Origin of the sequence: Roseomonas fluvialis, from assembly GCF_022846615.1 — a bacterium.
Lineage (GTDB): Bacteria > Pseudomonadota > Alphaproteobacteria > Acetobacterales > Acetobacteraceae > Neoroseomonas > Neoroseomonas fluvialis.
The window spans coordinates 4,245,821-4,272,724 of sequence record NZ_AP025637.1; the positions used below are offsets into that span (position 1 = coordinate 4,245,821).

General features: G+C 70.9%; 36 protein-coding genes. 11 read left to right on the forward strand and 25 right to left on the reverse strand.

Annotated features, from left to right (window positions below; genetic code table 11):
• Window positions 1-54 precede the first annotated feature (54 nt).
• Window positions 55-999 (reverse strand): Bug family tripartite tricarboxylate transporter substrate binding protein, encoded by a 945-nt coding sequence (locus MWM08_RS20335; protein ID WP_244408336.1) that lies wholly within the window; start codon window positions 997-999, stop codon window positions 55-57.
• Between the two features lie 171 nt (window positions 1,000-1,170).
• On the opposite strand from MWM08_RS20335, the gene MWM08_RS20340 reads away from it, so the two are divergent.
• Complete coding sequence (locus MWM08_RS20340) at window positions 1,171-2,508, forward strand: replication-associated recombination protein A (RefSeq protein WP_244408337.1); 1,338 nt, start codon at window positions 1,171-1,173, stop codon at window positions 2,506-2,508.
• Window positions 2,509-2,734: 226 nt separating this feature from the next.
• Complete coding sequence (locus MWM08_RS20345) at window positions 2,735-3,331, forward strand: hypothetical protein (protein WP_244408338.1); 597 nt, start codon at window positions 2,735-2,737, stop codon at window positions 3,329-3,331.
• A 51-nt stretch (window positions 3,332-3,382) separates the two neighbouring features.
• Here the strand turns inward: MWM08_RS20345 and MWM08_RS20350 are convergent, their stop codons facing one another.
• From MWM08_RS20350 to MWM08_RS20360, 3 genes are all read right to left on the reverse strand, one after another.
• Complete coding sequence (locus MWM08_RS20350) at window positions 3,383-3,694, reverse strand: hypothetical protein (protein ID WP_244408339.1); 312 nt, start codon at window positions 3,692-3,694, stop codon at window positions 3,383-3,385.
• Window positions 3,695-3,869: 175 nt separating this feature from the next.
• Window positions 3,870-4,535 (reverse strand): hypothetical protein, encoded by a 666-nt coding sequence (locus tag MWM08_RS20355; protein WP_244408340.1) that lies wholly within the window; start codon window positions 4,533-4,535, stop codon window positions 3,870-3,872.
• A 381-nt stretch (window positions 4,536-4,916) separates the two neighbouring features.
• Window positions 4,917-5,576: a YopT-type cysteine protease domain-containing protein gene (locus MWM08_RS20360; protein WP_244408341.1), complete on the reverse strand. Its 660-nt coding sequence runs from the start codon at window positions 5,574-5,576 to the stop codon at window positions 4,917-4,919.
• 108 nt (window positions 5,577-5,684) lie between these two features.
• Here MWM08_RS20360 and MWM08_RS20365 point away from each other — a divergent pair, with 108 nt between their 5' ends.
• Window positions 5,685-6,029: a fluoride efflux transporter FluC gene (locus MWM08_RS20365; RefSeq protein ID WP_244408342.1), complete on the forward strand. Its 345-nt coding sequence runs from the start codon at window positions 5,685-5,687 to the stop codon at window positions 6,027-6,029.
• Window positions 6,030-6,041: 12 nt separating this feature from the next.
• Here the strand turns inward: MWM08_RS20365 and MWM08_RS20370 are convergent, their stop codons facing one another.
• Window positions 6,042-7,148, reverse strand: coding sequence for a 4-oxalomesaconate tautomerase (locus tag MWM08_RS20370; RefSeq protein ID WP_244408343.1), 1,107 nt, complete (start codon window positions 7,146-7,148; stop codon window positions 6,042-6,044).
• 242 nt (window positions 7,149-7,390) lie between these two features.
• Between MWM08_RS20370 and MWM08_RS20375 the strand changes: the two genes are divergently transcribed.
• The 8 genes from MWM08_RS20375 to MWM08_RS20410 all read left to right on the forward strand — a co-directional run bounded on the left by MWM08_RS20375 (window position 7,391) and on the right by MWM08_RS20410 (window position 15,955).
• A complete protein-coding gene (locus MWM08_RS20375; protein ID WP_244408344.1) occupies window positions 7,391-8,365 on the forward strand; it encodes an RluA family pseudouridine synthase in 975 nt (324 codons plus the stop codon).
• 5 nt (window positions 8,366-8,370) lie between these two features.
• The gene (locus MWM08_RS20380) at window positions 8,371-10,887 is read left to right on the forward strand and encodes an AsmA family protein (protein ID WP_244408345.1); all 2,517 of its coding nucleotides are present in this window, start codon (window positions 8,371-8,373) and stop codon (window positions 10,885-10,887) included.
• 328 nt (window positions 10,888-11,215) lie between these two features.
• Complete coding sequence (locus tag MWM08_RS20385) at window positions 11,216-11,923, forward strand: ATP12 family protein (RefSeq protein WP_244408346.1); 708 nt, start codon at window positions 11,216-11,218, stop codon at window positions 11,921-11,923.
• Window positions 11,920-12,186: an acylphosphatase gene (locus MWM08_RS20390; RefSeq protein ID WP_244408347.1), complete on the forward strand. Its 267-nt coding sequence runs from the start codon at window positions 11,920-11,922 to the stop codon at window positions 12,184-12,186. The genes MWM08_RS20385 and MWM08_RS20390 overlap by 4 nt, the downstream gene beginning before the upstream one ends.
• 205 nt (window positions 12,187-12,391) lie before the next feature.
• Window positions 12,392-13,351: a Bug family tripartite tricarboxylate transporter substrate binding protein gene (locus MWM08_RS20395; protein WP_244408348.1), complete on the forward strand. Its 960-nt coding sequence runs from the start codon at window positions 12,392-12,394 to the stop codon at window positions 13,349-13,351.
• Entirely contained in the window at window positions 13,351-14,043 is a 693-nt protein-coding gene (locus MWM08_RS20400; protein ID WP_244408349.1) for a hypothetical protein, read from the forward strand. The genes MWM08_RS20395 and MWM08_RS20400 overlap by 1 nt, the downstream gene beginning before the upstream one ends.
• Before the next feature lie 14 nt (window positions 14,044-14,057).
• Complete coding sequence (locus tag MWM08_RS20405; RefSeq protein WP_244408350.1) at window positions 14,058-14,492, forward strand: hypothetical protein; 435 nt, start codon at window positions 14,058-14,060, stop codon at window positions 14,490-14,492.
• 215 nt (window positions 14,493-14,707) lie between these two features.
• Window positions 14,708-15,955 (forward strand): sensor domain-containing phosphodiesterase, encoded by a 1,248-nt coding sequence (locus tag MWM08_RS20410; protein ID WP_244408351.1) that lies wholly within the window; start codon window positions 14,708-14,710, stop codon window positions 15,953-15,955.
• Between the two features lie 216 nt (window positions 15,956-16,171).
• Here MWM08_RS20410 and rplQ read toward each other — a convergent pair whose 3' ends face one another.
• The 20 genes from rplQ to rpsC form a co-directional block, all read right to left on the reverse strand.
• Window positions 16,172-16,597: a 50S ribosomal protein L17 gene (gene rplQ / locus MWM08_RS20415; protein ID WP_244408352.1), complete on the reverse strand. Its 426-nt coding sequence runs from the start codon at window positions 16,595-16,597 to the stop codon at window positions 16,172-16,174.
• 29 nt (window positions 16,598-16,626) lie between these two features.
• A complete protein-coding gene (locus MWM08_RS20420) occupies window positions 16,627-17,643 on the reverse strand; it encodes a DNA-directed RNA polymerase subunit alpha (RefSeq protein ID WP_244459997.1) in 1,017 nt (338 codons plus the stop codon).
• 93 nt (window positions 17,644-17,736) lie between these two features.
• Complete coding sequence (gene rpsK, locus MWM08_RS20425; RefSeq protein WP_244408353.1) at window positions 17,737-18,141, reverse strand: 30S ribosomal protein S11; 405 nt, start codon at window positions 18,139-18,141, stop codon at window positions 17,737-17,739.
• 1 nt (window position 18,142) lies between these two features.
• The gene (gene rpsM, locus MWM08_RS20430) at window positions 18,143-18,520 is read right to left on the reverse strand and encodes a 30S ribosomal protein S13 (protein WP_244408354.1); all 378 of its coding nucleotides are present in this window, start codon (window positions 18,518-18,520) and stop codon (window positions 18,143-18,145) included.
• Between the two features lie 148 nt (window positions 18,521-18,668).
• A complete protein-coding gene (locus MWM08_RS20435; protein ID WP_244408355.1) occupies window positions 18,669-19,322 on the reverse strand; it encodes an adenylate kinase in 654 nt (217 codons plus the stop codon).
• Between the two features lie 121 nt (window positions 19,323-19,443).
• Window positions 19,444-20,802 (reverse strand): preprotein translocase subunit SecY, encoded by a 1,359-nt coding sequence (secY, locus tag MWM08_RS20440; RefSeq protein ID WP_244408356.1) that lies wholly within the window; start codon window positions 20,800-20,802, stop codon window positions 19,444-19,446.
• 188 nt (window positions 20,803-20,990) lie between these two features.
• Window positions 20,991-21,479, reverse strand: coding sequence for a 50S ribosomal protein L15 (gene rplO / locus MWM08_RS20445; RefSeq protein WP_244408357.1), 489 nt, complete (start codon window positions 21,477-21,479; stop codon window positions 20,991-20,993).
• A gap of 49 nt (window positions 21,480-21,528) precedes the next feature.
• Complete coding sequence (gene rpmD / locus MWM08_RS20450; RefSeq protein ID WP_244408358.1) at window positions 21,529-21,717, reverse strand: 50S ribosomal protein L30; 189 nt, start codon at window positions 21,715-21,717, stop codon at window positions 21,529-21,531.
• Window positions 21,710-22,339, reverse strand: a complete 630-nt coding sequence (gene rpsE / locus MWM08_RS20455; protein WP_244408359.1) for a 30S ribosomal protein S5 — start codon at window positions 22,337-22,339, stop codon at window positions 21,710-21,712. The genes rpmD and rpsE overlap by 8 nt, the downstream gene beginning before the upstream one ends.
• Window positions 22,340-22,352: 13 nt before the next feature.
• Complete coding sequence (gene rplR / locus MWM08_RS20460) at window positions 22,353-22,715, reverse strand: 50S ribosomal protein L18 (RefSeq protein WP_244408360.1); 363 nt, start codon at window positions 22,713-22,715, stop codon at window positions 22,353-22,355.
• The gene (rplF, locus tag MWM08_RS20465) at window positions 22,715-23,248 is read right to left on the reverse strand and encodes a 50S ribosomal protein L6 (protein WP_244408361.1); all 534 of its coding nucleotides are present in this window, start codon (window positions 23,246-23,248) and stop codon (window positions 22,715-22,717) included. The genes rplR and rplF overlap by 1 nt, the downstream gene beginning before the upstream one ends.
• Window positions 23,249-23,264: 16 nt before the next feature.
• Complete coding sequence (rpsH, locus tag MWM08_RS20470; protein WP_244408362.1) at window positions 23,265-23,663, reverse strand: 30S ribosomal protein S8; 399 nt, start codon at window positions 23,661-23,663, stop codon at window positions 23,265-23,267.
• 13 nt (window positions 23,664-23,676) lie between these two features.
• Entirely contained in the window at window positions 23,677-23,982 is a 306-nt protein-coding gene (gene rpsN / locus MWM08_RS20475) for a 30S ribosomal protein S14 (RefSeq protein ID WP_244408363.1), read from the reverse strand.
• 51 nt (window positions 23,983-24,033) lie between these two features.
• Window positions 24,034-24,594 carry a 50S ribosomal protein L5 gene (gene rplE, locus MWM08_RS20480; protein ID WP_244408364.1) on the reverse strand — a complete coding sequence of 187 codons (561 nt, stop codon included), beginning with the start codon at window positions 24,592-24,594 and terminating at the stop codon, window positions 24,034-24,036.
• Entirely contained in the window at window positions 24,591-24,911 is a 321-nt protein-coding gene (gene rplX / locus MWM08_RS20485) for a 50S ribosomal protein L24 (RefSeq protein ID WP_244408365.1), read from the reverse strand. The genes rplE and rplX overlap by 4 nt, the downstream gene beginning before the upstream one ends.
• Window positions 24,911-25,279 (reverse strand): 50S ribosomal protein L14, encoded by a 369-nt coding sequence (gene rplN / locus MWM08_RS20490; RefSeq protein ID WP_211860717.1) that lies wholly within the window; start codon window positions 25,277-25,279, stop codon window positions 24,911-24,913. The genes rplX and rplN overlap by 1 nt, the downstream gene beginning before the upstream one ends.
• Window positions 25,280-25,282: 3 nt before the next feature.
• Window positions 25,283-25,561 carry a 30S ribosomal protein S17 gene (gene rpsQ, locus MWM08_RS20495; protein WP_244408366.1) on the reverse strand — a complete coding sequence of 93 codons (279 nt, stop codon included), beginning with the start codon at window positions 25,559-25,561 and terminating at the stop codon, window positions 25,283-25,285.
• A 16-nt stretch (window positions 25,562-25,577) separates the two neighbouring features.
• Window positions 25,578-25,793 (reverse strand): 50S ribosomal protein L29, encoded by a 216-nt coding sequence (gene rpmC / locus MWM08_RS20500; RefSeq protein ID WP_255751362.1) that lies wholly within the window; start codon window positions 25,791-25,793, stop codon window positions 25,578-25,580.
• 1 nt (window position 25,794) lies between these two features.
• Complete coding sequence (gene rplP / locus MWM08_RS20505) at window positions 25,795-26,214, reverse strand: 50S ribosomal protein L16 (RefSeq protein WP_230167485.1); 420 nt, start codon at window positions 26,212-26,214, stop codon at window positions 25,795-25,797.
• 12 nt (window positions 26,215-26,226) lie between these two features.
• Complete coding sequence (gene rpsC / locus MWM08_RS20510) at window positions 26,227-26,904, reverse strand: 30S ribosomal protein S3 (protein ID WP_244408367.1); 678 nt, start codon at window positions 26,902-26,904, stop codon at window positions 26,227-26,229.

Below are 26,904 nucleotides of genomic sequence, written 5' to 3' on the forward strand. Positions count from 1 at the left end.
ATCAAGATCCGCGGCGCCCTGGCCGTAGCGGGATGCCCGGCGTCATGGCCGGGATCACGATTCGAGCCGGATGCCTTCCTCGCGGATCAGGGCTTCGAACTGCGCGCGCTCGGCCGCCAGGAAGCGGGCGAAGGCGGCGGGGCCGTCCGCCGCAGGCTGCAGGCCCAGCGCATCGAGGCGCGGGCGCAGCGCCGGCTGGTTCACCGCATCCGCCGCCGCGGCGGCGATGCGCGCGATGGCCGGCGCGGGTGTTGCGGCGGGCGCCAGCACACCGAGCCAGTCGCCAATGGCGAAGCCGTCGAAGCCCTGTTCGGCCACGGTCGGCACACCGGGGTATTGCGGGCTGCGCGCGGCGGAGGAGATGGCGACGGCGCGCACCCGGCGGTCCGCCAGCAGCGGCGCGGCGAGCGCGGGGGAGGTGAAGCCGATCGGCGTATCGCCGCGCAGCAGGCCAGTCACCTGGTCGGCGCCGCCGCGATAGGGGATGTGCTCGCCGCGGATGCCGGCCCGGCGCAGCAGCTGCGCCATCGCCAGGTGTACGCGCGCGCCGATGCCGACCGATCCGTAGCGCGCCTGGGACGGGTCGGCGCGCAGCGCGGCGAGGAGGTCGGGCAGCGTGGTCGCGGGAGATTCGGCGCGCACCACGAGCAGCAGCGGCAGGGTCGCGAGCAGCGTGACGGGGGCGAGGTCCCGCACATAGTCGAAGGACAGGCCGCGCAGCAGGAAGGGATTCACCGACTGCCCGCCGGAATCGAGCAGCAGGGTGGCGCCGTCGGCGGCCGATTGCGCGACGACGCCAGCACCGACCGCGCCCGAGGCGCCGGAGCGGTTCTCCGGCGTGACGGTGGCGCCGAGCAGGTCCGACATGCGCGGGGCGATCAGGCGGCCGAGGATGTCGGTGGAACCGCCCGGCGGAAAGGCGATGACAAGGCGGGTGGGGCGGTCCTGCGCAAGGGCCGGCGTGGCGAGCGGCAGGGCGAGCAGCGTACGTCTCAACATGGCGCTCCCGTGCGATGCGCCCGGCGCGGCGTCAAGCGACAGACGCATGACGTCATTCGAGACGGATGGTCCCGGGCCGGATCGGCAGGCGACGCGGGTGCGGCCCGCCGGCCGGGGGCGGGCGGCGGGCCTGCCATGGATCGCGGGCGCGCCCTGGCGCAGGATGGCGACATGGCGAAGACCCCCGCACCCGCCGCCGACCTGTTCGGCGAGGCCCCTGCCACAGCCGAGGCCGAAGCCGCCCGCCCGCTGGCCGACCGGCTGCGCCCGCGCGTCCTGGTCGAGGTGGTGGGCCAGGACCACCTGCTGGGCGAGGCGGGCGCGATCGCGCGGATGCTCGCGCGCGGGTCGCTGGCGTCGTTGATCCTGTGGGGGCCGCCGGGGGTGGGTAAGACCACCATCGCGCGGCTGCTGGCCGAGGCCGCCGGGCTGCGCTTCACCGCACTGTCCGCCGTGTTCTCAGGCGTGGCGGATTTGAAGCGCGCCTTCGACGAGGCGCGCGCACGCAAGTCCAACGGCCAGGGCACGCTGCTGTTCGTGGACGAGATCCATCGCTTCAACCGCGCCCAGCAGGACGGCTTCCTGCCGGTGGTCGAGGACGGCACCGTCACGCTGGTGGGGGCGACCACCGAGAACCCGTCCTTCGCGCTGAACGGCGCGCTGTTGTCGCGCTGCCAGGTGATGGTGCTCAAGCGCCTGGACGACGCCGCGCTGGACCTGCTGCTGGACCGCGCCGAGGCGCTGGCCGAGCGCGCCCTGCCGCTGCTGCCCGAGGCGCGCGGCACGCTGCGCGCCATGGCCGATGGCGATGGGCGCTATCTGCTGAACATGGCAGAGCAGCTGTTCGCGCTGCCGCCGCGCACGGCGCCGATGGACACCGCGGCGCTGTCCACGCTGCTGGCGAAGCGTGCGGCGCTTTACGACAAGGACCGGGAGGAGCACTACAACCTGATTTCCGCGCTGCATAAATCGATGCGCGGGTCGGACCCGGATGCGGCGCTGTACTGGTTCGCCCGGATGCTTACGGGTGGCGAGGACCCGCGCTTCATCGCCCGCCGCCTGACGCGCTTCGCCGCCGAGGATGTCGGCATGGCGGATCCGCGCGCGCTGCCGCTCGCGATCGCGGCGTGGGAGACATACGAACGGCTCGGTTCGCCCGAGGGGGAGCTCGCGCTGGCGCAGCTGGTCGTGCACCTGGCGACCGCGCCGAAGTCCAATGCCGTCTATGCCGCCTTCGGCGCGGCGATGCGCGCGGCGAAGGAGACCGGGTCGCTGATGCCGCCCGCGCATATCCTGAACGCGCCGACGAAGCTCATGCAGGAGATCGGCTACGGCGCCGGCTACCAGTACGACCACGATGCCGAGGAAGGCTTCTCGGGCCAGGACTATTTCCCCGACGGGATGCGGCGCCAGGCCTTCTACCGCCCGACCGACCGCGGCGCGGAGGCGGCGGTGGCGGAGCGGATGGCGCAGTGGGACGCGCTGCGGCGCAAGCGCGGCCGCGGCTGACCGGCCGCCGCCGGGACCCCGCACGCCGCAGGGCGCGCGCTGCGGTGCCCACAGGACGGGCCGGCTGACGTCCCGCGTCGCGTTCACCAACAGTTGATGTTTGCCCGGCTCATGTTACGCTCGGCCAGCCGAAGGGGCTCTGGCCGAAAACCGACGCCCTCTATCCAGTCATCGCAGACGCAGTTTGGGAGAAGACCAGATGTCGTTTTCGCGGTTCGGCGGAGGCATGAACAAAACCTATCAATTCGGCAAAATGGCGCGGGACGCGCATTCAGTCTATCGATTCTGGGACAGCTTTTCGTCTTCGCCGGAGGCCGGTGGACGGTTCCGAAACCCAAGGACACATACCTTCGGGAGTGAAGGCAGCAGCGGCGCCTTCACCGGCGGCGGAGGTGGTGGCGGGGGTGGTGGCGGCGGCGGCGGCGGCGGCGGCGATGGCCCGCGCTTCCGCACGGTGTTCTGGGGCGAGGTCCCGGACCCGCATGTCGACACGCAATGCTTCTTCGACATGCTCGAAGGCTATGGCGAACGGCACTACTGGGATGCCGCAATCACGAATTCCGTGGAATCGGGTGGCGACTACGCCGCCATGAACGGCGCCTTCGAACACGCGCGCTCACGCGGGATGCTGCTGAACAGCGACCGGATGTGCACGCAGTTCGGCTACACGCTCGCGGAGTTCGAGATCGACAACTGGGACGCCGTCGAGGCGATCCTGGGCACGATCTACACGCCGCGGCGCCTGCTGGACCTGACCGGCATCTACAAGTCGGCGGGCGGCGCGCCGAACATGGCGCAGACGCGCAGCACCAACACCGAATAGCCGGCAGCGGACGGCGCGGCCGCCTCGCGACCGCGACCGGCGCGCGGCGGATCAGCCGCGCTCGACCTGGAACTGGTCGATATCGTTGACGCCGAGGAACGCGTCTTGATAGGCGGTGTTCAAGGCGCGCAGGAAGGGCACCACGTCATCGGTGCCGATGCGATACTCGCCCATGTTCGGGTCGAAGAAATAGAAGCTCCGGTTGAAGCCGAGCCCGAAGGTGCCGTGCGAGCAATAGGACGCCATCATGTGGGCGGCGCGGCCCGTCGTGGTGCTCAACCCCATGTTGTAGAGGCCATAGGCACCGTTCGTCGTGGCGCCGGGGACCAGCGCGTCGATCGAGGCGGGCCGCGGGTTGTCCACCACCGTGCCGCGGATGATGCGCAGGACATAGGTCGCCAGGGCACCCCCGAACTAGCCACGGTAGAGTTCCTCGGTGCCGCCATCGCGGGCGGCGATCGATGAGAGTTCGCGCGCCGGGCGCAGTCGCGCCCGAAGCGGCGTTGACGATCGGCCGCGCGCTGCGTCGCGCGCCGCGTCATCCTTGGACCAGTTCGACCGAGCAAACGTGCTTGATGGCCTCGAACGTGCGGCCGTAGGCCTCGCTCCACGCTTTCAGGTACGCGCGGCCCTGGTCGGTGCCCACGCGATATTCGCCCATGTTCGGATCGAAATGATAGAAATGGCGATTGCGGCCGAAGGTGCCGTGCGAGGCATAGGACGCCGTCCAGTGCCCCACCGACGAACCCCTGTCGATCAGCCAGATGTAGTGCAGCACATAGGCGCCCGCCTCGCCCGCGGGTTCCCACATCAGGTCGGCGTCGCCGGCGGCATCGGAATGCGCGCCCTCGGAAATGGTCGAGGGCCTGATACGCAGCACGTAGGCGCGCAAGGCGTCGGTCAGCATCGCATCCAGGTAGTCGTTCCACCCGCTGCCTGACGCCGGGCTGACATTGTGGATGTCCTGTGTCCGGCCGCCCCACCTGAAGCCCGGGCCGCTGATCAGGGTCGCCGCGCGCTGCTCGGGCGTCTCGTTGTGGAACATCATCCGCCGCGCCAGCCATGTCAGCGACAGGCCCAAGCAGATGCCGCCGCGCTTGTCGTCGGTCAGCGGGGCGTCATACAGCGCCTGGAAGATCTGGTCGTTCCCCAGGATCGAGCCCTGGTCCATCGAGAAGGTTTTCGTGTAGCCGGCAACGTCCATGGTGCTGTCGTCCTGTTGGTGCGTAGGGGTATTGGTCGGAAGGCGCCACGCATCCGCCTGCAGGTGCGTGGATCGTTCAGCGCCGCGGTGGGGTCGCGGAGCGGATCAGGGTGTTCTGAACGCGAGCCATGCGGCCGCGGCGTCAAGCGGCCTCCGACCCTTGCCCGATCCGCGTCAGGGCCTGCCGAGCGCGGGCCAGTGAACCCGGCGGGATCTGCCGCGCCATGTGGTCGCGGCACCGGTGGACCGAGGGATGCAGCAGCCGGCCCGCGACCGCCGGGCCGAACGCGGAGCGGAGGCCTGAACGCTGAGAGGACGGCGCGCCACGCGCAGCAGCGCCGCCGCTGGCGGTCCTGCGCCCGTGCGCGCCGGCGCGCTTCGTCAGCGCACCACCTCGAAGGCGGCCACGTATCTGAGGCCGAGGAACTGTTTGTCGTAGGCCTCGAACATGTTCCAGGTGAAATCGAAGGAGTCCTTCGCGCTGATGCGGTACTCGCCCATGTTCGGGTCGAAAAAGTAGAAATGCTTCCCGCCGAGCATCGAGCCGTGCGACGAATAGCTCGCGACCATGTGGCCGGCATCGCCGGTGGTCGTCGACAGCCCGATGCTCCAGAGCGCGTAGGTCCCGGTCTCGTCCACGACATCGGTCGCGGTGTCCGAAAGCTTGCGGAAATCGCCGCTGAAGACCGACTTGCAGTTCGTCCCGACCCGCAGTGCGAAGGCGCGCAGGGCGTCGCCATACATGGCGGACATGGCGGAGTAGGTGTCACCGCTGGCTCCGCCGGCCGCCAGGTGGATGTCCTGCGTCCTGCCGCCCCAGATGAAGGCTGCATTGGTGAACAGCGCGTTCGCGCGCTGCTGGGCGGTCTCGTCGTGGAACATCATCCGCCGCGCCAGCCAGATCATCGACAGTCCGGTACAGATGCCCTGCCGCTTCGGATCGCTGGTCGGCGAATTGTACAGCGCCTGGAAGATCTGGTCGTTGCCGAGGAACTGGCCCTGGTCCAACGCGAAGGTCTTCGAGTAGCCGGCGACTTCCATGTTCGTGCGTCTCCCTGCCCGGCGGCAGGCTAGCCGCGCCGCTCCTCACGGGCAATGATCGGCAAACGGCACGACAGGGTGTCCATGCAAGGTTTCACAGCATCAGCGGTGCTCCTTGTCGCCGCTGGCGGCGCGATCGGATCGGTGCTGCGCTACGTGGTCTCCCTGGCCGGGCTGGCGCTGTTCGGCGCGGCGTTTCCCTGGGGCACGCTGGCGGTGAACATCATCGGCAGCGGCGCGATCGGTGCGCTCGCGGGGCATGGCATCGACGGCAACATGCGCGCGCTGCTGGTGCCCGGCGTGCTCGGCGGCTTCACCACCTTCTCGGCCTTTTCGCTCGAGGCGGGGTTCCTGTGGGACCGCTCGCCGCTGCTCGCGGCAGCCTATGTGGTGCTGAGCGTCGGGCTGGGCATCGGCGCCTGCGCCGCGGGGTTCTGGCTGTTCCGGCGGTAGCGTGCCGCCGCGTCAGGCGCCGCGCCCGGACCAGATCCGCGCGGGGATGAACACCTCGCCCTGCATGATCTTGCGCGCGGTGCGCAGCGTGCCGCCGCCCAGCACCTCCACGCCGTCGTTGCCGGTGCGCCGCGTGCTGATTACGGCCTCCATCTGCCCGGTCGGGTGTTCGATCACCACCGTCTCGCGTTCGTTCGGCCCGATGCGCGCGAGCGGGTGCGCGACCGTGCCCGGCAGCATCGCGGCGGTGGCGATGCAGATGCCGCCCGTCACCGCCATCGCCTCGTGGCACGCCAGCGGCGTGAAGTAGCGCGCGGCGATGCCCTGCCCGCCCGCCGGTTCGGCCACCATGGCGAACTTTGGCATTACCTTGCCGGCCACGTCGCCCATCCCCATCGCGACGCCGGCGGCGCGGCGGATCGCTTCGATGCGCGCCATGAAGTCGCGGTCGGCGTCGAGTTCCTTCGCGGTCTCGCGCGCCGTCTTGCCGAGATCGGCCGCGCGCGCGATCACCACGGGCATCGCGACATCGAGGCAGGTGACGGCCACGCCATCGATGACATCCTGCGCGTGGCCGGTGGGCATCAGCGACCCGGTCGCACCACCCACCGCATCGGCGAAGTTCAGCACCACGGGGGCGGCGGTGCCGGGCACGCCGGCGATCGCAGTGTCGCCATCATAGGCCACCTCGCCGCCCGGGGTCTGCACCACGGCCTCGATCAGCGCACCGGTGTTGACGGCGCGGATCAGCACGGAGGTCTCGCCATCATGCGACGGCACCAGGCCCTTCTCGATCGCGAAGGGACCGATGCCCGACAGCATGTTGCCGCAGGTCGGCCCGAAATCGACGAAGGCCTTGTCCACCGAGACCTGCGCGAACAGGTAGTCGACCTGCTGCGCCTCGCCCGCCGCTGCCGGGGAGACGATGCAGACCTTGCTGGTCAGCGTGGTGGCGCCACCCAGCCCGTCGATCTGCCGCGCATCGGGCGAACCCATCGCCGCCAGCAACACCTGCGAGATCTCCTCGCGCGTCGGCGGCAGGTCGGCGGCCAGGAAATAAGGGCCGCGGCTGGTGCCGCCGCGCATGAAGGTGCAGGGGATGGCGGTCTGGCGGGTCATGGGATCGGGTCCGGGTCAACGTCGCGCGACAGGATAGGGCGCGGCGCCGGATGCGTCTGCACCCCGCGGCGCACCCGGAGCCCCCTGCCATTCGCCTTGGCGCGCGGCGACCGCGCCGGCGCCTGCCGTCGCGAGCATCCAGACCCGATCGGGCGATTCCGTTCGGATCGGGATGTGCTCCGGGCGGCGCACGGGCGGACATCGCGCTTGGCTTCGCCGGCCGGCGGGGCGATATCTCCGCCATGCCTGTCACCACCCGTACCGTCTGGGCCTCCGAGCGCGATACGCGCCTCGACCGCTGGTTCCATCGCCACTTCCCCCAACTGACGCAGGGCGCGCTACAGAAGATGCTGCGCACCGGCCAGATCCGCGTGGATGGCAAGCGCGTGGAGGCCAATACCCGCCTGCTGGGCGGCCAGCAGGTGCGCATCCCGCCCATGCCCGAGGGCCAGGCCCCCAAGGCCGACCCCAAGCCGGTGAACGAGCACGACGCGTCCGAGATGCAGCGCATGGTGATCTACCGCGACGATGCGGTGATCGCGATCGACAAGCCGCAGGGCCTTCCGGTGCAGGGCGGCCCCGGCATCGCCAAGCATGTCGATGGGCTGCTGGATGCGCTGCGCTTCGGCTCGGACGAACGCCCGCGCCTGGTGCATCGGCTGGATCGCGACACCACCGGCGTGCTGGTGCTGGCGCGCACGCCCGCGGCGGCCTCGGCGCTGGCGCGGGCCTTCCGCGGCCGCGATGCGCAGAAGACCTACTGGGCTGTGGTGGTCGGCCGACCGCACCCGCTGGAAGGGCGCATCGATATGGCGCTGGCCAAGCAGGGCGGGGCGCATGGCGAACGCACCGTGCCCTCGGATGCGCGGGACGCGACGCGCGCCGTCACGCTGTATCGCGTGATGGATTCCGCGCAGAAGCGCGCCGCGCTGCTGGAACTGACACCGCTGACCGGGCGCACCCACCAGTTGCGCGTGCACTGCGCCGCCGCGCTGTCCTGCCCGATCCTGGGCGATGGCAAGTATGGCGGGGCGGCCGCGCATCCGGACGGCTTCGGCGACCGCACGCTGCACCTGCATGCCCGTGCACTGCGCCTGCCGCACCCCGATGGCGGCGTGCTGGAACTGGCCGCGCCGCTGCCGCCCCACATGCGGGAGACCTTCACGTTCCTCGGCTTCGACAAGCCACGCACGCCCGCCTGCCGGCGGGTGGCCTGACCGCGATGCGCCGCGGCGCCGCATGGGCCCTGGGGGGGCTGGCGGGGGTGGCCCTGCTGGCGGGCGGGGGCGTCGTGGCGCTGGTCGCGGCGGTGGATGCCGGGAGCCTGACCCCGCGCATCACGTCTGCCATCGAGGCCGCCACGGGCCGCGCGGTGAGCCTCGGCGCCGTCGCGCTGCGCCCGGGCCTCGTGCCGCGGATCGAGGCGCGCGACGCGACGCTGGCCAATCTGCCCGGCGGCACCAGGCCCGAGATGGCGCGCATCCGTCGCCTTGAGGTACAGGTGGCGCTGCTGCCGCTGCTGCGCGGCGCGGTGGATATCCGCGCCATCGCCATCGAAGGTGCGGACATCCTGCTGGAACGCACGCCGGAGGGGCCGAACTGGGTGCTGCGCCCCGCCCCGAGGCCCGAGGCGGCGCCCGCCGCGCCCGGCCCGGGACCGGCGCCGGCGGCCGCCCGGCGCAGCCTGGCGATCGCGGGGCTGACCATCACCGACAGCCAGGTCGTGCTGCCCGACCCGCGGCTGGGCACGCTCGGCGTGGTCCGGGCGCGGCTGACGGGCGTGGTGGGAGGCGGGCCGGCGGCGCTCGAGGGCGAGGTGGTGCTGCACGGCGTGCCCGCGCAGCTGACCGCCGAGGCCGGCGCAGTGCCGGTCACGCCCGAAACGCCGTGGCGCGCGGCGCTGGCCGTGGGGCCAAACCGGATCGCAGCCGAAGCCCGGCCCGGCGAGGCGGTCGCGGTGTCGGCCACCGTGCCGGACCCCGCCGCGCTGCGCCCGCTGGCCCAGGCGGCGGCCCCGGGCGTGGCCCTGCCGGCCTCGCTGCCCGCGCTCGAGGCCGCGGCGCGGGTCGGGCCCGGGTTGGCGCTGTCGGACCTGGCGGTGACGATCGGCCCGCTGGCGCTGGATGCGGCGATGCCCGGGCTGGTGCTGACACGCCTGGTGGCGCGCGCGCCGGCCGCGGACGCGGCGGTGGAGATCACCGCGGAGGCGACGCGCGCGGGGGTCGCGCTGCGCGGCACGGCGCGGGTGGAGCCGCTGGCCGCGCTGCTGCCCTGGCACCCGGTGGAGCCGGCGCAGGTTACCATCGAGGCCGAGGCCGCGGGCGCCACGCTTCGGGCGGAGGGCACGCTGGCGGAGCCGCGCAGCCTGGCCGGCGCCGCGTTCGACCTGCGCATCGCCATACCGTCGTTGGCGGCGCTGGAACCGTTGTTGCCCGCGCCGCCGGCGCCGCTGACCGATGTCACGGTGGTCGCGCGGGTCGAGGTCGCGCCGGATACGCTGCGCATCCCGTCCTTCCGGATCGATTCGCCGGCGCTGCAGGCGGAGGGCGACGTGGTGGTGACGCCGGGCCGGCCGCTCGGGATCAACGGGCGCGTCGCCGCGGTGCGCATCGATGCGGATACGCTGGCGGCGCGCGTGGCGGCGACGCCCGCCCCCGCCCCCAGCGGCGCGGCCCCCGCCCCGCCCGGCCCGCGCCCCGCGCCGGCCGCGCAGGGGCTGCTGATTCCCGACCTGCCGCTGCCTTTCGCGGTGGCGCGCGCCTATCGCGGGCAGGTCGCCTTCACCGCCGACCATCTGCTGCTGGGTGGCACGGATTGGCGCCAGGTGCGCGGCACGCTCGCGATCCAGGACGGCACGGCGCGGCTGCGGCCCTTCGCCGCGGTCACGCCCGGCGGGCCGGTGCAGGGGGAGGCGACGCTGGATGGCGCGTCCGACCCGCCACGCCTGGCGCTGGCGCTGCGCAGCACCGGGCGCGGGATCGACCTCGCGGCGCTGCGCCGCGCGCGGGGCGAGGCGACCGGCATCGAGGGTCGCGCCGAGGTGGAGCTGGACGTGCATGGCCGCGGCGCGACCACGCGCGCGGTGGCCGGAACGCTGTCCGGGGAACTCGGCATCGCGATCGTGGAGGGGCGGATCGCCCATGCCGGCATGTTGCGGCTGGGGCCGGACCTGCTCGGCCTGCTGCTGCCAGGCGCCCCGCGCGAGGGGATCGAGCTGCGGTGCCTCGCGCTGCGCATGTCGGCGCAGGACGGCATGGCGCGCAGCCAGGCGCTGCTGGCGGAGACCTCGGCCGGGCGGATCGAGGGCGTGGTGGCGGTGAACCTGCGCACCGAGGCGCTGGCGGCGCGGCTGCTGCCGGACGTCACGCTGCTGGGCATCCGGGTGCGCGCGCCGGTGGGCATCGGCGGCACGCTGGCGGCGCCCCGCGTGGGCGTGGAGCCCGGCCGCGCGCTGGGCCAGGTTATCGAGGACACGGTGGCGAACCGGCTGTGGCGCGACCCGACGGTGGAATGGCTGCGCGGGCAGTTGCCGGGCGGGTCGCCGGCCGGGGATTGCGCGGCACAGCTGCGCCTGGCGCGGATGGGCGCAGACGGGCCGGTGCCGCCGGCGGAGCGCTTCGTGCCGGGCGTGCCGCGGGAGTTGCAGGGCGCCACACAGGATGTGCTGCGCGGCCTGGGCGGGATCGGCGGTGCACTGGGCGGGGCGGTTGGTGGGCTGCTCGGCGGTGGCCGGCGGTGAGGCAGCGACGCGGCACGCCGCGGTTGCGCGCGGCGCGGCGACTGGATGGGGTGGCGGCGCGCAGCGGCGGGCGGGGTGTCGCGCGGGACGCGCGCGGGTGGAGTGTCGCGCGGGACGCGCGCGGGTGGAGTGTCGCGCGGGACGCGCGCGGGCGGAGTGGCTCGCGCAACGCGCGCGGGTCGAATGGCTCGCGGGACGCGCGCGGGCGGCATTGCGCGCGGGTCGCGCGCGGCTGGGATTGCGTGCAGGTCGCGCGCGGGCGGGGTCGCGTGCGGCCTACGGGCGCGACGGGCACCGCGCCGATGGGATTCGCGGCGGGAGCAGAGCATTGAAGCGGTTCTGGGAGCATGCGGTCGCGGTGCGGCGGCCGGAGGGCGGGCATGCCGTGCTGCTCGATGGCAAGCCGCTGCGGCTACCGGGCGGCGCGCCGCTGGCCACGGCCTCCGCCGCGCTGGCCGGGGCGATCGCCGAGGAATGGCAGGCCGCCGGCGGGGCGAAGGGCGGCGAGATGACGCTGGAGGCGGTGCCGCTCACGCGCCTGCTGGGCAGCGCGCAGGACCGGGTCGCGGCCGATCCCGCGGCCATGGTCGCGGGGCTGGCGAAATACGGCGAGACCGACCTGCTGTGCTATCGCGCCGAGGACACGGCGCTGGCCGAACTCCAGGCACGCGACTGGCAGCCCTGGCTCGACTGGGCGGCGCGGGTGCATGGGGCGCCGCTGGGCGTGACCGCCGGGCTGATGCCGGTGGCGCAGCCGCCCGAGAGCCTGGCCGCGCTGCGCGGCGCGGTGGCGGCGCATGGGGCGGAGGAACTGGCCGCGCTCGGTGTCGCAGTGCCGGCGCTGGGCAGCCTGGTGCTGGGGCTGGCCCTGTCGGCCGGCGAGGTGACGGCAGAGCGCGCCCATGCGCTGTCGGTGCTGGACGAGACCTGGCAGGAGGAGCGCTGGGGCCTGGACGGCGAAGCCACCGCGCGGCGCGCGCGGGCCGCGGCGGACGTCGCGCTGGCGGGGCGCTTCCTGGCGCTGGTCCGGTCATGAGGGCGCGGCTGGTGGTGATCCGCGGCCGGGTGCAGGGCGTGGGCTACCGCGACTGGATGGTGCGCGAGGCCGGGCGGCTGGGCGTGCAGGGCTGGGTGCGCAACCGCGTGGATGGCGCGGTCGAGGCGCTGGTGGATGGCGAGGAGGCGGCGGTGCAGGCGCTGCTCTCGGCCTGCCGGCGCGGGCCGATGCTGGCCCGGGTGGACGACATCACGGAGGAATTCGCGGAGCCACCGGAGGGGCCGGGATTCGTGCGGCGGTAGAGCACCGCGCGGCGCGCTTGGGCGGCATGGACGGCGCGGCGCCGAGCGGGATCGCGGGCAGCGCCGCCACGGCGTGCAGCCGCTCCAGCGGCGCTGCGCCGCTGGCGCCCGTCCGACCGTGCAGTATGGCCGCCATCGCCCGGTTGGCTTGACGATCGGCCGCGGCGTGACCACACGACGGCCCAACGCCGGAAGGATTGCATCCATGACGCTTGCCCGCCGCGCCCTGCTGGGTGTCGCCGCCGCCCTGCCCTTCAGTGCCATCGCCCGCGCCCAGGCCCGCCCGGTGCGCGTGGTGGTCCCCTTCGCCGCCGGCGGCGCGGCCGATTCCGCCGCGCGCACCATCCTGCCGCGGATGGGCGAACGGCTGTCCATCACCTTCGTGGTGGAGAATCGCACCGGCGCGGGCGGGTCGATCGGCGGGGGCGAGGTGGCGCGCGCCGCACCCGACGGCACCACGCTGCTGTGGGATGCGTCCTCGCACATCGTGAACCACGCGCTGCTGCGCGGGCTGACCTTCGACTACACCACCGCCTTCACGGCGATCAGCCAAGTCTGCACCTTCCCGCAGGTGGTGGCGGTGAAGGCCGATTTCCCGGCCGCCGACATCGCCGCCTTCATCGCGGCGGCCAAGGCGCGGCCCAATACCATCAACATGGGCACGCAGGGCAATGCCACGGCCGGGCACCTGGGGCTGGCGCGCTTCGCGCGTGAAGCCGGCATCGAGGTGACGCACGTACCCTATCGCGGTGGCGCGGATGCGGCGCGGGATCTCGCGGCGGGGAACCTGGACGGGGTGTTCATCACGGCGCTGTCGGCACGCCCGGTGGTCGAGAGCGGGCGGGCACGCTTCCTGGCGGTGGCAACGGCGCAACGCCAGGCGGGGCTGCCCGGCGTGCCGACCCTGGCGGAATCCGGCATGCCCGGCTTCGACGTCAGCGAATGGGTCGGGCTGTTCGCGCCCGCCGGCACGCCAGCCGAGGCGACGGCGCGCCTGCACGCCGCGCTCGCCGAAACGCTGGCGGAAGCCGAGGTGCGTGCGCGGCTCGAACGCCTGGGCGCCGTGCCGGTGGGCAATGCGCCCGCCGATTTCGCGCGCTTCGTGACGCAAGGCCGCGCCGCCATGGCGACGCTGGTGCGCGAGGCGAATATCCGGATCGAGTGATGCGCACCGCGCTGCTGGCGGCGGGCCTCGCGGCGCTGGCGGCGCTGCTGGTCTTCGGCGTGTTCGGCGCGATGTTCGGCGCCATGCTGGGCGCCGGCGAGGTGCGTGGCGTGCCGGCGGTGCTCGGGCTTGTCGCGGTTCTGGTGCTGACGCGCTTTCCGATCAGCGGGGAGTGGGCCGGTGCCGATGCCGACAGGTCAGAAGGCACGCTGGGCGCCGGAGCGCGCGCACTTGGGCCGGCCGCCGGCTGGGTGCTGCTGGGGGCAGCGGGCGCGGTCGCGCTGCGGGCAGGCCTGGGGGGGCTCGGCACTGACGGGTGGCTGCCCGCCGAGGACCATCGGCCGGCGGAGCGCGCGTTCGAAGCCGCGTGGTGGTTGGCGGTAGCGGGCCTGGCATGGCGCGGCGGGGCCGGGCCATGGGCCGGGCCGCTGGTCGCGGCCTGCGTCGCCACCACGCGCATCGGCGGCTTCGGCCAGGCGCTGGTGCCGATCCTGTTCGAGCCGACGCTGCGCGATGCCGTCCTGGTCGCCGCCAATATCCTGGCAGGCTTCGCGGCCGGGGTGATCGTGCTGCTAGCGGCGGGGTGGGCGCTGGCGATCCTGGTGCGGCTCCCGGCGCGCTGGGTGCCGCCCGGCCGCGTCCTGGCCGCTCTGGCGGCGGCGGCCGGGATCGGGCACATGCTGCGACTGTGACAATGCGCAGGATGATGAGGCAGGGGCGGGGCGCACTGGCAGCGCTGCTGTTCGCCGTGACGCCGGCCGCCGCGCAGGAGGATATCCGCAGCGTCATCGGCCAGCCCGTTCTGGTGCTGGCGCAGCGTGCCGAACTGACCACCGGGCTGCGCTTCAACAGCGGCGGGCACCGCAGCGCGCTGGCCGCGCGGCTGCGCGACCCCGGACCGCCGGTGGCGCTGGCCCAGGATCGTTGGTTGTTCGGCTTCGGCTGCCTGCCGCAGGGCTGCCGCGACGGCGGCGCCTTCCTGGCCTTCGACACGCAGGACGACCGGATGTACCTGCTGCTGACCGAGGCGGGCGCGGTGCGGCTGTCGGTGCCGCCGGACCCGCGCGCCTGGCCCGAGGCGCTGCGGCCGGGGCTGCGGGACTTCGTGCCGGCGCTGGGCGAGGCTATGGGGCCGCGATAGGGCCGCGCCCGGTCCCGTGTCGTCACGGAGCCGGGTGAAGATGCTCGCCCGCCCGCGAGGCCACCCGTTCCAGGAGTCCTGCATGGGCCGCCGGATGTGGGTGTGCGGGCCGCTGCCGGCCGTCGCGACCCATTCGCCCGACCGGACCGCAGCGCGCGCGTTCATCATTCGGTGTCCTGCGGCATGGTTTTCTGGCGCCAGCCGGAGGACCCCCGATGAGCGCAGCCCAGCACGACCTCAACAGCATCATTCTCCGCGGCGCGCGCTTCGGCGCGGCCGGCACGCTGGAACGCGCGGTGCGCGCGATCCGCACGCATCTCGGCCTCGATGTCGCCTACGCCTCGGAATTCGTGGGCGACACCATGGTGCTGCGGGAGGTCGATGCGCCGGGGCTCGAGCAGATGGCGCACAAGGGCGCGGCCTTCCCGCTCGATGCAGTGTATTGCCGCGACATCCTGGCCGGGCGGCTGCCCGAACTCATCCCTGATACGGCGGCCGAACCCATCGCGCTGGCCAAGCCGATCACCGCCGCGCTGCCGATCGGTTCGCATCTGTCGGTGCCGATCCGGCTGCCCGACGGCACCGTCTATGGCATGTTCTGCTGCATCGGCTTCCAGCCCAACCCGTCGCTGAACGGGCGCGACCTGCAGATGATGAAGGCCTTCGCCGAACTGGCCGCGCACGAGATCGACGACCAGGTGGCCCAGGCGCGCGACACCCGTGCGCGGGAGGCGCGCATCCAGGCGGTGATCGACCGGGGCGAACTCACCATCGCCTACCAGCCGATCTGGAGCCTGGCCCCGCGCCGGGTGGTCGGCTTCGAATGCCTGGCGCGGTTCAGCGGCAGCCCGAACCGCCCGCCCAATGAATGGTTCGCGGAAGCGGCCGAGGTCGGCCGCGGGCCGGCGCTGGAGATCGCGGCGATCCGGCTGGGGCTGAAGGCCCTGGCCGGATTGCCGAGCGACATCTACCTGGCGGTCAATGCCTCCCCCGAGACGGTGATGGCGCCTGACTTCCTGGCGACCTTCGCGGACGTGCCGCCGCGCCAGGTGGTGCTGGAGGTGACCGAGCATGCCTCGGTCGCCTGCTATGACGGGCTGGTGGAACGCCTGGCGGCGCTGCGCGGGCGCGGCGTGCGCCTGGCGGTGGACGATGCCGGGGCGGGGTATTCCGGGCTGCACCACATCCTGCAGCTGCGCCCGGACCTCATCAAACTGGACATGGCGCTGACGCGCGACATCGATTCCGACCCGGCGCGGCAGGCGCTGGCGGCGGCCCTGGTGGCCTTCGCCTACGACACCGACAGCCGGATCATTGCCGAGGGGGTGGAGACGCCGCAGGAGCTCGAGACGCTGCGCAGCCTCGGGATCGACCGGGCGCAGGGCTATCTGCTGGGTCGGCCGATGGCGCGCGCGGCGATGTTGGAGCTGTTTCCGGTGCCGGATGGGTTGCTGCTGGCGTGATGCGGCAGGCGACGCGGCCGGGCGTAGCCGCGCGCAGGGTCCTGACTTGCCCGCTTCGACGGGAGACGGCGTGACCGCTGCGCGTCACGCGCGCCGGATGCTGGCGGCGGAGACGCCGGCCGCCCTGCCAGGCGCCGCTGCCGCCGGCCGGAAACGCGAAAGGGGAAGGCGCGCGGCCTTCCCCTGTCCCGTGACGTGGCGCGCTGACGCCGGGCGTCAGTTCTCGGTCGCGTCGTCCTCGACCGCTTCCGGCTTCGGGCCGCTGTCCAAGCCCTTGGCGGCCGGGTTGCGGTCGACCAGTTCGATCACCGCCATGGTGGCGGCATCGCCGTAGCGCACGCCGGCGCGCAGCACGCGGGTGTAGCCGCCCGAGCGGGTCTTGTAGCGGTCGGCGATCTCGCTGAAGAGCTTGGTCACCACCTTCTCGTCGCGGATCTGCGCGAGCGCTTGGCGGCGCGCATGCAGGCCGCCGCGCTTGCCCAGGGTGATGATGCGCTCGACATACGGGCGCAGCTCCTTTGCCTTGGGCAGGGTGGTGGTGATCTGCTCGTGCTTGATCAGCGACGTCGCCATGTTGCGGAACATGGCGAGGCGGTGGGACGAGGTGACGCTGAGCTTACGCCCGGCCATTCCGTGACGCATGGTGATCTATCCTTCGTGAGAGCCGTTCGTCAGAACGGCTCTTCGACCTTCTTCGCGAGTTCCTCGATGTTCTCGGGCGGCCAGCCAGTGACGGTGATGCCGAGGCCCAGGCCCATCGAGGCGAGCACTTCCTTGATCTCGTTCAGCGACTTGCGCCCGAAATTCGGGGTGCGGAGCATTTCCTGCTCGGTCTTCTGAACCAGGTCGCCGATGTAGACGATGTTGTCGTTCTTCAGGCAGTTCGCCGAACGCACCGACAGTTCGAGCTCGTCGACCTTGCGCAGCAGGTTGCGGTTGAACGGCAGGTCGTCGCGGATCTCTTCCTCGACGCGCGCACGCGGCTCATCGAAGTTGATCAGGATCTGCAGCTGTTCCTGCAGGATGCGGGCGGCGACGCCGACGGCATCTTCCGGGGCGAGCGTGCCGTCGGTCTCGACCGTCAGGATCAGCTTGTCGAAGTCGGTGCGCTGGCCGACGCGGGTCGGTTCCACGCGGTAGGCCACGCGGCGCACCGGGGAATAGATGGCATCGATCGGGATCAGGCCGATCGGCGCGTCTTCCGGGCGGTTCTCGCTGGCCGGGACGTAACCTTTGCCGATGTCCACAGTCAGTTCCATGGACAGCTTCGCGCCGTCGTCCAGCGTGCAAAGCACGAGGTCGGGGTTCGCGATTTCCATGTCGCCGGTGGTCTGGATCTGGCCGGCGGTGACTTCGCCGGGACCCGTGGCGGTCAGCGCCAGGCGCTTCGGCCCGTCACCCTGCATCCGAATGGCGAGCTGCTTCACGTTGAGGACGATGTCCGTCACGTCCTCGCGCACGCCCTGGATGCTGCTGAATTCATGCAGTACGCCGTCGATGCGGATGGCGGTCACGGACGCGCCCTGCAGCGAGGAGAGCAGCACGCGCCGCAGCGCGTTGCCCAGCGTCATGCCGAAGCCGCGCTCCAGGGGTTCCAGCACGACGGTCGCCGTGCGCAGCGGGTCCGCCCCCATTTCGACGGACTTCTGCGTCTCGATCAGCGAGCGCCAATTCCTCTCGAGCACGATCACACTCTCCTTTCGGCAAGCCACAGGCGAAGCGGCGCGCGGGTGCGCGCGCCAGGCACCGCGTCGATGGGACGCGGCGCCCTGGACGCGTCTTCAGACGCGACGGCGCTTCCGGGGGCGGCAGCCATTGTGCGGGATGGGCGTCACGTCCTTGATGGCGGTCACGTAGAAGCCGACCGTCTGCAGGGCGCGCAGCGCCGATTCGCGGCCCGAACCGGGGCCGGACACCATGATCTCGAGCGTTTCCATCCCGTGCTCGCGCGCCTTGCGGCCGGCGTCTTCCGCGGCGACCTGCGCCGCGTACGGGGTGGACTTGCGGCTGCCCTTGAAGCCCTGGGAGCCGGAGGACGACCAGGCGATGGCGTTGCCCTGCGCGTCCGTGATGGTCACGATGGTGTTGTTGAAGGAAGCCAGCACATGGGCGACGCCCGAGGTGATGTTCTTCCGTTCCTTGCGCTTGACGGGGCCACGGGCGCCGCCGCGGGGTTCGCGGGCCATCTTACTTCGTCACCTTCTTCTTGCCGGCGATCGCGACCGCCTTGCCCTTGCGCGTGCGCGCATTGGTGTGCGTGCGCTGGCCGCGGACCGGCAGGCCCTTGCGGTGGCGCAGGCCGCGGTAGCAGCCGAGGTCCATCAGGCGCTTGATGTTCATCGCCTGCTCGCGGCGCAGGTCGCCCTCGACGCGATAGTCGCGGTCGATCATCTCGCGGATGCGCAGGACTTCGTCATCGGTCAGCTGGTTGACCCGGCGATCGTCGGGGATTCCGAGCTTGCCGCAGATTTCCTTCGCATTCTGCGGCCCGATGCCGAAGATGTAGCGAAGCGAGATGAGCACCCGCTTGTTGGTCGGGATGTTCACGCCGGCGATGCGCGCCACAGTGCCTCTCCTGGGGCCGAGCCCCGAAAACCGCCGTACGAGGCGAATGCCCCTCCGGCGCAGTGAACAAGTCCATGCAACGATGATCGGCGGCCGGGGAGACCCCCTGCCGCGGGAGCGGGCGATCTAGCCCCCGCCCCCCATGGAGTCAAGCCTTCCCGGACAGGATTGCGCCGATCTGGCGCCCGACCTCGTCCATCGATGCCATGCCATCCACCTGCGAGAGCTTCCCCTGCGCCGCGTAGTAGGGCAGCAGCGGCGCCGTCTGGCGGTGGTAGGCATCGAGCCGCGCGGCCACCGTCTCGGCCTTGTCGTCGGCGCGGCGGGTGAATTCGGTGCCGCCGCAGCTGTCGCAGACGCCGGCCTTCGCGGGCGGCTTGAAACTGTCGTGGTAGCCGGTCCCGCAGGTGGCGCAGGTGAAGCGCCCGGCGATTCGGTCGACCAGCGCGGCGTCGTCGACCTTGAGCTCGATCACGTGGTCGAGCCTGAGGCCGTTGTCCGACAGCATGCGGTCGAGCGCCTGCGCCTGGGGCGCGGTGCGGGGAAAGCCGTCCAGGATGAAGCCCTTCGCGCAATCCGGGCGCGCGACGCGTGCGGCCAGCATGGCGGTGATGACCTCGTCCGGCACCAGGTCGCCGCGCTCCATGATCGCCTTCGCCTTGAGGCCGATATCGCTACCCGACTTCACTTCGGCGCGCAGCATGTCGCCGGTCGAGATCTGCGCGATGCCGTGCCGTTCCTCGAGCCGCTTGGCCTGCGTGCCCTTCCCCGCGCCAGGCGGACCCAACAGGATCAGGTTCATTCCCGTGACGTTCCCCCGTAGAGCAGATCGCACGCTGCCCGATGCTGCAGCGCGCGTGAAGATGTTCGCCAAACCAGACAGCCAGAGACGTTGCCGCGCGCCATGGCGAACGGCGCCGGCACTAGCGCGGCCGCGGCATGCCGCGCCCGCCGAGCCTGGCCTTCTTGATCAGGCCTTCATACTGGTGCGCGAACAGATGTGACTGCACCTGCGCCACCGTGTCCATGGTCACCGAGACGATGATCAGCAGGGACGTGCCGCCGAAATAGAAGGGCACGCCGTACTGGCTGATCAGGATCTCGGGGATGATGCAGACGATGCACAGGTAGATCGCCCCCACCACGGTCAGACGCGTCAGCACCCGGTCGAGGTAGTCGGCGGTGTTCTGTCCCGGGCGGATGCCGGGGACGAAGCCGCCATACTTCTTGAGGTTGTCGGCCGTCTCGGTCGGGTTGAACACGACGGCGGTGTAGAAGAAGGCGAAGAAGATGATCATCGCCATGTACAGGATCATGTACATGGGCTGTCCGTGCGCCAGCGCGGCCGTGATGGTCTGCAGCCAGGATTCCTGCGTCGGGTCGGTCGAGAAGCCCGCGACAGTCGCCGGCAGCAGCAGTAGCGAGGAGGCAAAGATCGGCGGGATCACGCCCGCGGTGTTCAGCTTCAGGGGCAGGTGCGTGGCTTCCCCGCTGAACATGCGGTTGCCGACCTGGCGCTTGGGGTACTGCACCGGGATGCGCCGCTGCGCACGCTCGATGAAGACCACGAAGGCGATGATCGCGAGGGCTGCGATCAAAAAGAAGATGATGAAGAAGGTCGACAGCGCGCCGGTGCGGCCGAGCTCGAGCGTGCCGACCAGCGCGGAAGGCAGGTTCGCCACGATGCCGGCGAAGATGATCAGGCTGATGCCATTGCCGACGCCGCGCGCGGTGATCTGCTCACCCAGCCACATCAGGAACATGGTGCCGCCGACCAGCGTGATGACGCAGGAGAAGCGGAAGAACCAGCCCGGATCATAGACCGCGGCGCCGAACTGCCCGCGCATGCCCTCCAGCCCCACTGCGATGCCCCAGGCCTGCGCGATGGCGATCACCACCGTGAGGTAGCGGGTATACTGGTTCAGCTTCTTGCGCCCCGCCTCGCCTTCCTTCTTCAGCGCCTCCCAGGACGGGATCGCCGCGGTCATCAGCTGAACGATGATCGAGGCGCTGATGTAGGGCATGATGTTCAGCGCGAACACCGTCATGCGCCCGAGCGCACCGCCGGTGAACATGTCGAACATGCCGAGGATGCCGCCGCCATGCTGGGCGAGGATCTCGCCCATCACGGCCGCGTCCACGCCGGGCACAGGGACATAGGTGCCAAAGCGATAGACGATCAGCGCGCCCAGGGTGAACCAGATGCGCTTCTTGAGTTCCGTCGCCTTCGCCAGCACCCCGAAATTGAGGCTGGACATCGCCTGTTCGGCCGCCGACGCCATGCACTTCCTCCTGGAGCACGGTCGCCGGAGGCGGGACCCATGCTCGTGAACCACGCACCCGGCCAGTGACCCGCGCCCCCGAGGGGCTGCGGATACGGCCCTTAAGCGGCAGCGGCGCCCGGGTCACCCCGCGCGCCGCGCCGAACACCGGTCCCTGACCTAGCCATGCGGCCGGCCGGGCACAAGGGTCACTCGGACGCGGCTTCCGCCGGCGCGCCCGTGAGCGTGACCGAACCGCCCGCGGCTTCCACCGCCGCAATCGCGGCCGCCGAGGCGCCGGAGACGGTGATGGTCACGGCCTGCTTGATCTCACCCTTCGCCAGCAGGCGAACGCCCGCAAGCTTGGCCGAGGTGCGCACCAGGCCGGCGGCCTTCAGCCCCGCCTCGTCGACCGGCTGGCCGGCAGGCAGCCGGCCATCGGCCAGCGCGGCCTCGAGCGTGCCGATGTTCAGCACGGCGTAGTCCTTGCGGAACACGTTCACGAAGCCGCGCTTGGGCACGCGGCGATAGATCGGCAGCTGGCCGCCCTCGAAGCCGTTGAGGGACACGCCGGTGCGCGCCTTCTGGCCCTTCACGCCACGGCCAGATGTCTTGCCCTTGCCCGAGCCGATGCCGCGGCCGATGCGCTTGAACTTCGGGCGCGCGCCGTCGTTGTCGCGGATTTCGTTGAGCTTCATGTCACATTCTCCAGACCGACCGGCCGCGCCTGGGCGCAGCCTGGCCGTGTCAGTCCTCGACCTTCACCAGGTGCGCGACCTTGCGGATCATGCCGCGCACCGCGGGCGTGTCCTCGAGTTCGCGCGTCCGGTGGCGCTTGTTCAGGCCGAGGCCGATCAGCGTCTCGCGCTGGCCGGGCTTGCGGCCGATCGGCGACCCCAGCTGGGTCACCTTCACGGTCTTCTTTGCGTCAGACACTTGCGGCCTCCGTCGCCTCGGCGGCGTCCTTCTTCTGGCCCAGGATGTCGGCGACCTTCTTGCTGCGACGCGCGGCAACGGCGCGCGGCGAGGTGCAGCGCGACAGCGCCGCGAAGGTGGCCTTCACCATGTTGTGCGGGTTGGCCGAACCCGTGCACTTCGCGACCACGTCGCCCATGCCCAGCGATTCGAACACCGCGCGCATCGGACCGCCCGCGATGATGCCCGTGCCCGCCGGAGCGGCGCGCAGGATCACGCGGCCGGCGCCGAATTCGCCGATCACGTCGTGGTGCAGGGTGCGGCCCTCGCGCATCGGCACGCGGATCATCGTGCGCTTGGCACGCTCCGTCGCCTTGCGGATGGCTTCCGGCACTTCGCGCGCCTTGCCGGCTCCCCAGCCGACGCGGCCCTTCTCATCGCCCACCACGACCAGCGCGGCGAAGGAGAAGCGACGGCCGCCCTTCACCACCTTGGCGACGCGGTTGATGGTGACGAGCTTGTCCTTCAGCTCGTCGCCATCCTGGCGTTCCTGGCGATTCTCGTTGCCGTCGCGACGGCGGCCGCGGCGTTCGCGACCACCCTCGCCACCACCCTCGCCGCCGGACCTCGGTGCATATGCCATGTCTGTCAGCCTCTCAGAACGACAGCCCGCCCTCGCGGGCGCCGTCCGCGAGCGCCTTGACGCGCCCGTGATAGAGATAGGGTCCGCGGTCGAAGACGACTTCCGTCACCCCGGCCGCGAGCGCACGTTCGGCCACCAGCTTGCCGACCGCCGTCGCGGCGTCCTTGTCGGCGCCGGTCTTCAGGCCTTCGCGCATCGGCTTTTCGAGCGACGAGGCGGCCGCGAGCGTGCGCCCCGCCTTGTCGTCGATGACCTGCGCGTAGATGTGCTTGCCCGAGCGGAACACCGACAGGCGCACGCGCCCGCCGGACTTCTGCCGGAGCTGGAAGCGGAGGCGACGCCGGCGGCGGGCCTCGAGGTCGAGCTTGCTGGCCATTACTTCTTCTTGCCCTCCTTGCGGAGGATCTGCTCGTTCTCGTACTTGACGCCCTTGCCCTTGTAGGGCTCGGGGCCGCGATACGCGCGGATCTCGGCAGCCACCTGGCCCACCTGGCGCTTGTCCGACCCCTCCACCTTAATGGCGGTCGGCTTCTCGCAGGTGATCTTGATGCCGGCCGGGATCGGGTAGCGGATCTCGTGGCTGTAGCCCAGCGCCAGCACCAGGTCACTGCCCTGGACGGCGGCGCGGTAGCCGGTGCCGTTGATCTCCATCGACTTCACGAAGCCGGTCGACACACCCGTGACCATCGAATTGATCAGGCTGCGCGTCGTGCCCCACATGGTGCGGGCCCGACGATCGGTGCGCCGCGGGGAGACCGCGACTTCCGACGCCTTGATCTCGACATCGACGTCGTCGGTCAGGTCGAGCTTCAGTTCGCCGAGCTTGCCCTTGGCGGTCAGCGTGCGGCCGGCCAGCGCAAGCGTGACGCCTGCGGGCACCGGCACGGGGTATTTTCCAACGCGAGACATGTCTGTGCGCCTCCCGTCAGAACACGCGGCAGAGGACTTCGCCGCCAACATTGGCAGCGCGGGCCTCGTTCTCGCTCATCACGCCACGCGGCGTCGACAGGATCGAGGTGCCCAGGCCGTTGTAGTACTTCGGCAGCTCCGCGATCTTGGAATAGACGCGCCGGCCAGGCTTGGAGACGCGGGTGATCTCCTTGATGGCGGGCTCGCCCTCCGAGTACTTCAGCTCGATCTCGATGAAGCGCACGCCGGGGCGCAGCTCCTCGGTGCGCCAGGCGCGGATGTAGCCCTCGCGCTTGAGTGCTTCGAGCACGTTCTCGCGCAGCTTGGACGCCGGCGCCTTGCAGCGCGACTGGCGCGAGGACTGCGCATTGCGGATGCGGGTGAGCATGTCACCCAGCGGATCGGACATCGACATGGCCGGTCCTTCCTTACCAGCTCGCCTTGACCACACCGGGGATCTGGCCCTTCGAGGCCAATTCCCGGAGCTGGTTCCGGCAGAGCTTGAACTTGCGGTAGTTGCCGCGCGGGCGCCCGGTCACTTCGCAGCGCAGGCGCACGCGGTTCTTGGCACCGTTGCGTGGGAACTGTGCGAGCTTCAGCGTCGCTTCGAAGCGCTCCTCCACCGGCAGCTCGCGATCCATGATCACGGCCTTCAGGGCGGCGCGCTTCGGCGCATGAAGCTTGGACAGCTTCTCGCGACGCTTGTTCTTCTCGACAGACGAGGTCTTGGCCATGCCGTCAATATCCTCCGGAACCTGCCGGGCGACCCCGGCGGTTTTCCAAAATCACTTCTGAAAGGGAAGCTGGAACGCCGTGAGCAGCGCCTTCGCTTCCTTGTCGGTCTTCGCCGTGGTGACGAAGACGATGTCCATGCCGCGGATCGCGTCGACCTTGTCGTAGCTGATCTCGGGGAACACGATCTGCTCCTTGAGGCCAAGGGAGAAATTCCCCCGACCGTCGAAGCCCTTGTTGCCCGGCAGGCCACGGAAGTCGCGCAGGCGCGGCAGCGCAATGGTCACGAGCCGGTCGAGGAACTCGTACATACGCTGCTGGCGGAGCGTCACCTTCGTGCCGATCGCCATGCCCTCGCGGATCTTGAAGCCCGCGATGGCCTTCTTCGCCTTGGTCTTGACCGGCTTCTGGCCGGCGATCGCCGTCAGCTCGGCGACAGCGGCGTCGAGCTTCTTCTGGTCGCCGGCGGCTTCGCCGACGCCCATGTTGATGACGATCTTCTGCAGCTTCGGCACTTCCATCGGGTTCTTGTACCCGAACTCCTCCGAGAGGGCCTTGCGGACCACCTCGTCGTAGTGCTTGCGCAGCCGGGGCTGTTCGCGTGCTTCGCTCATGCGTCGATCACTTCGCCGGAGGCCTTCGCCACCCGGACCTTCTTGCCGTCTTCCAGCGTCTTGAAGCCCACGCGGGTCGGCTTGCCCGACTTCGGGTCGAGCAGCGCCAAGTTGGAGAGGTCGATCGACGCCTCCTTCTCGACGATGCCACCCGGCCGGCCCATGCCCTGCGGCTTCTGATGATGCTTCGCCAGGTTCACGCCCTGCACGAAGGCGCGGCCCTCGGTCGGGTTCACCCGGATCACCTCACCCTGGCGACCCTTGTCCTTGCCCGTCAGGACCTGGACGCGATCGCCCTTGCGGATCTTCGCAGCCATCACAGCACCTCCGGCGCGAGGGAGATGATCTTCATGAACTTCTTGGCGCGCAGCTCGCGGACCACCGGCCCGAAGATGCGGGTGCCGATGGGTTCGTTCTGCTTGTTGATCAGCACGGCCGCGTTGCGGTCGAAGCGGATCACCGTGCCGTCCTGCCGGCGCACCGGGAAGGCCGTGCGCACGATCACCGCGCGCTCGACCGTGCCCTTCTTCACCTTGCCGCGCGGAATCGCTTCCTTGACGGAGACGACGATGATGTCGCCCACGCCCGCGGTCTTGCGCTTCGAGCCACCGAGCACCTTGATGCACTGCACGCGGCGCGCACCGGAATTGTCGGCGACCTCGAGGTTGGATTCGACCTGGATCACGGCTTACGCCTCCGCGGTCGCGAGGAAGGCCGGGCGATCGACCGAGGCGCCGTTGCGCTCGATCACGACCCAGGACTTCGACTTGCTGATCGGGCGGCATTCCTCGATCTGCACCACGTCGCCTTCCTTGCACAGGTTGGCATCGTCATGCGCAGCGTACTTCTTCGAGCGCCGGATGAACTTCTTGTAGAGCGGATGCATCACGCGACGCTCGACCAGGACCGTGATGGTCTTGTCCGTCTTGTCGCTGGTGACCCGCCCGGTGAGGACGCGCTTCGGCATGGCCGTCGGTCTCCTCTCAGGCTGCGGTTGCGGCGGCGCGGCTGCGCTCGCCGATGATGGTCTTCACCCGCGCGATGTCGCGGCGGACCTGCTTGATGCGCGAAAGCGCCTCGAGCTGGCCGGTCGCTCGCTGGAAGCGCAGGTTGAACTGCTCCTTGCGCAGGTCGAGCAGCATGGCGTTGAGCTCGTCCGCGGACTTCGCGCGGATGTCGCCGATCTTGGTCGCTGCCATCTCAGGCCTCCGCACCCAGGCGGGTGACGAACTTGGTCTTGATCGGCAGCTTCGCCGCACCGAGCGACAGCGCTTCGCGCGCAGTGTCGGCAGGCACGCCGTCGATCTCGAACATGACGCGGCCCGGCTTCACGCGGCACACCCAGTATTCGGGCGCGCCCTTGCCGGACCCCATGCGGACTTCCGCCGGCTTGGTGGAGACCGGCACATCCGGGAAGATGCGGATCCACACGCGGCCCTGGCGCTTCATCGCGCGGGTGATGGCGCGACGGGCGGCCTCGATCTGGCGCGCGGTGACGCGCTCCGGTTCGAGGGCCTTCAGGCCAAAGCCACCGAAGGACAGCGTGAAGCCGCCCTTCGCCAGGCCATGGATGCGGCCCTTGTGGGCCTTTCGGAACTTGGTGCGCTTAGGCTGCAGCATGATCCATCACTCTCAGCGCTGAGGCGCCTGTTCCGCGGCGCGCTTGTCCTGCGCCATCGGATCGTGCCCCATGATCTCGCCCTTGAAGATCCACACCTTCACACCGCAGGTGCCATAGGTGGTCTTCGCGGTCGCCACGCCGTAGTCGATATCGGCGCGCAGCGTATGCAGGGGCACGCGGCCCTCGCGATACCATTCCATGCGCGCGATCTCGGCCCCGCCCAGGCGACCAGAGCAGTTGATGCGAATGCCGCCGGCGCCCAGGCGCATGGCGGACTGCACCGCGCGCTTCATCGCACGGCGGAAGGCCACGCGACGCTCCAGCTGCTGGGCGATGTTCTCGGCCACCAGCGTCGCGTCGATCTCGGGCTTGCGGATCTCGACGATGTTCAGCGCGACTTCCGCGCCGGCCATCTTCATGAGGTCCTTGCGCAGCACCTCGATGTCCGCGCCCTTCTTGCCGATGACAACGCCAGGCCGCGCGGCATGGATGGTCACGCGCGGCTTCTTGGCCGGACGCTCGATCACCACGCGCGACACGCCCGCACCCTTGAGGCGCTTGATCAGCGTCTCGCGCAGCTTGAAGTCCTCGTGAAGGAGCTTCGCGTAGTCGTCGCCGGCGTACCAGCGGCTGTCCCAGGTGCGGTTGATGCCCAGGCGCAGCCCGATCGGATTGACTTTATGGCCCAT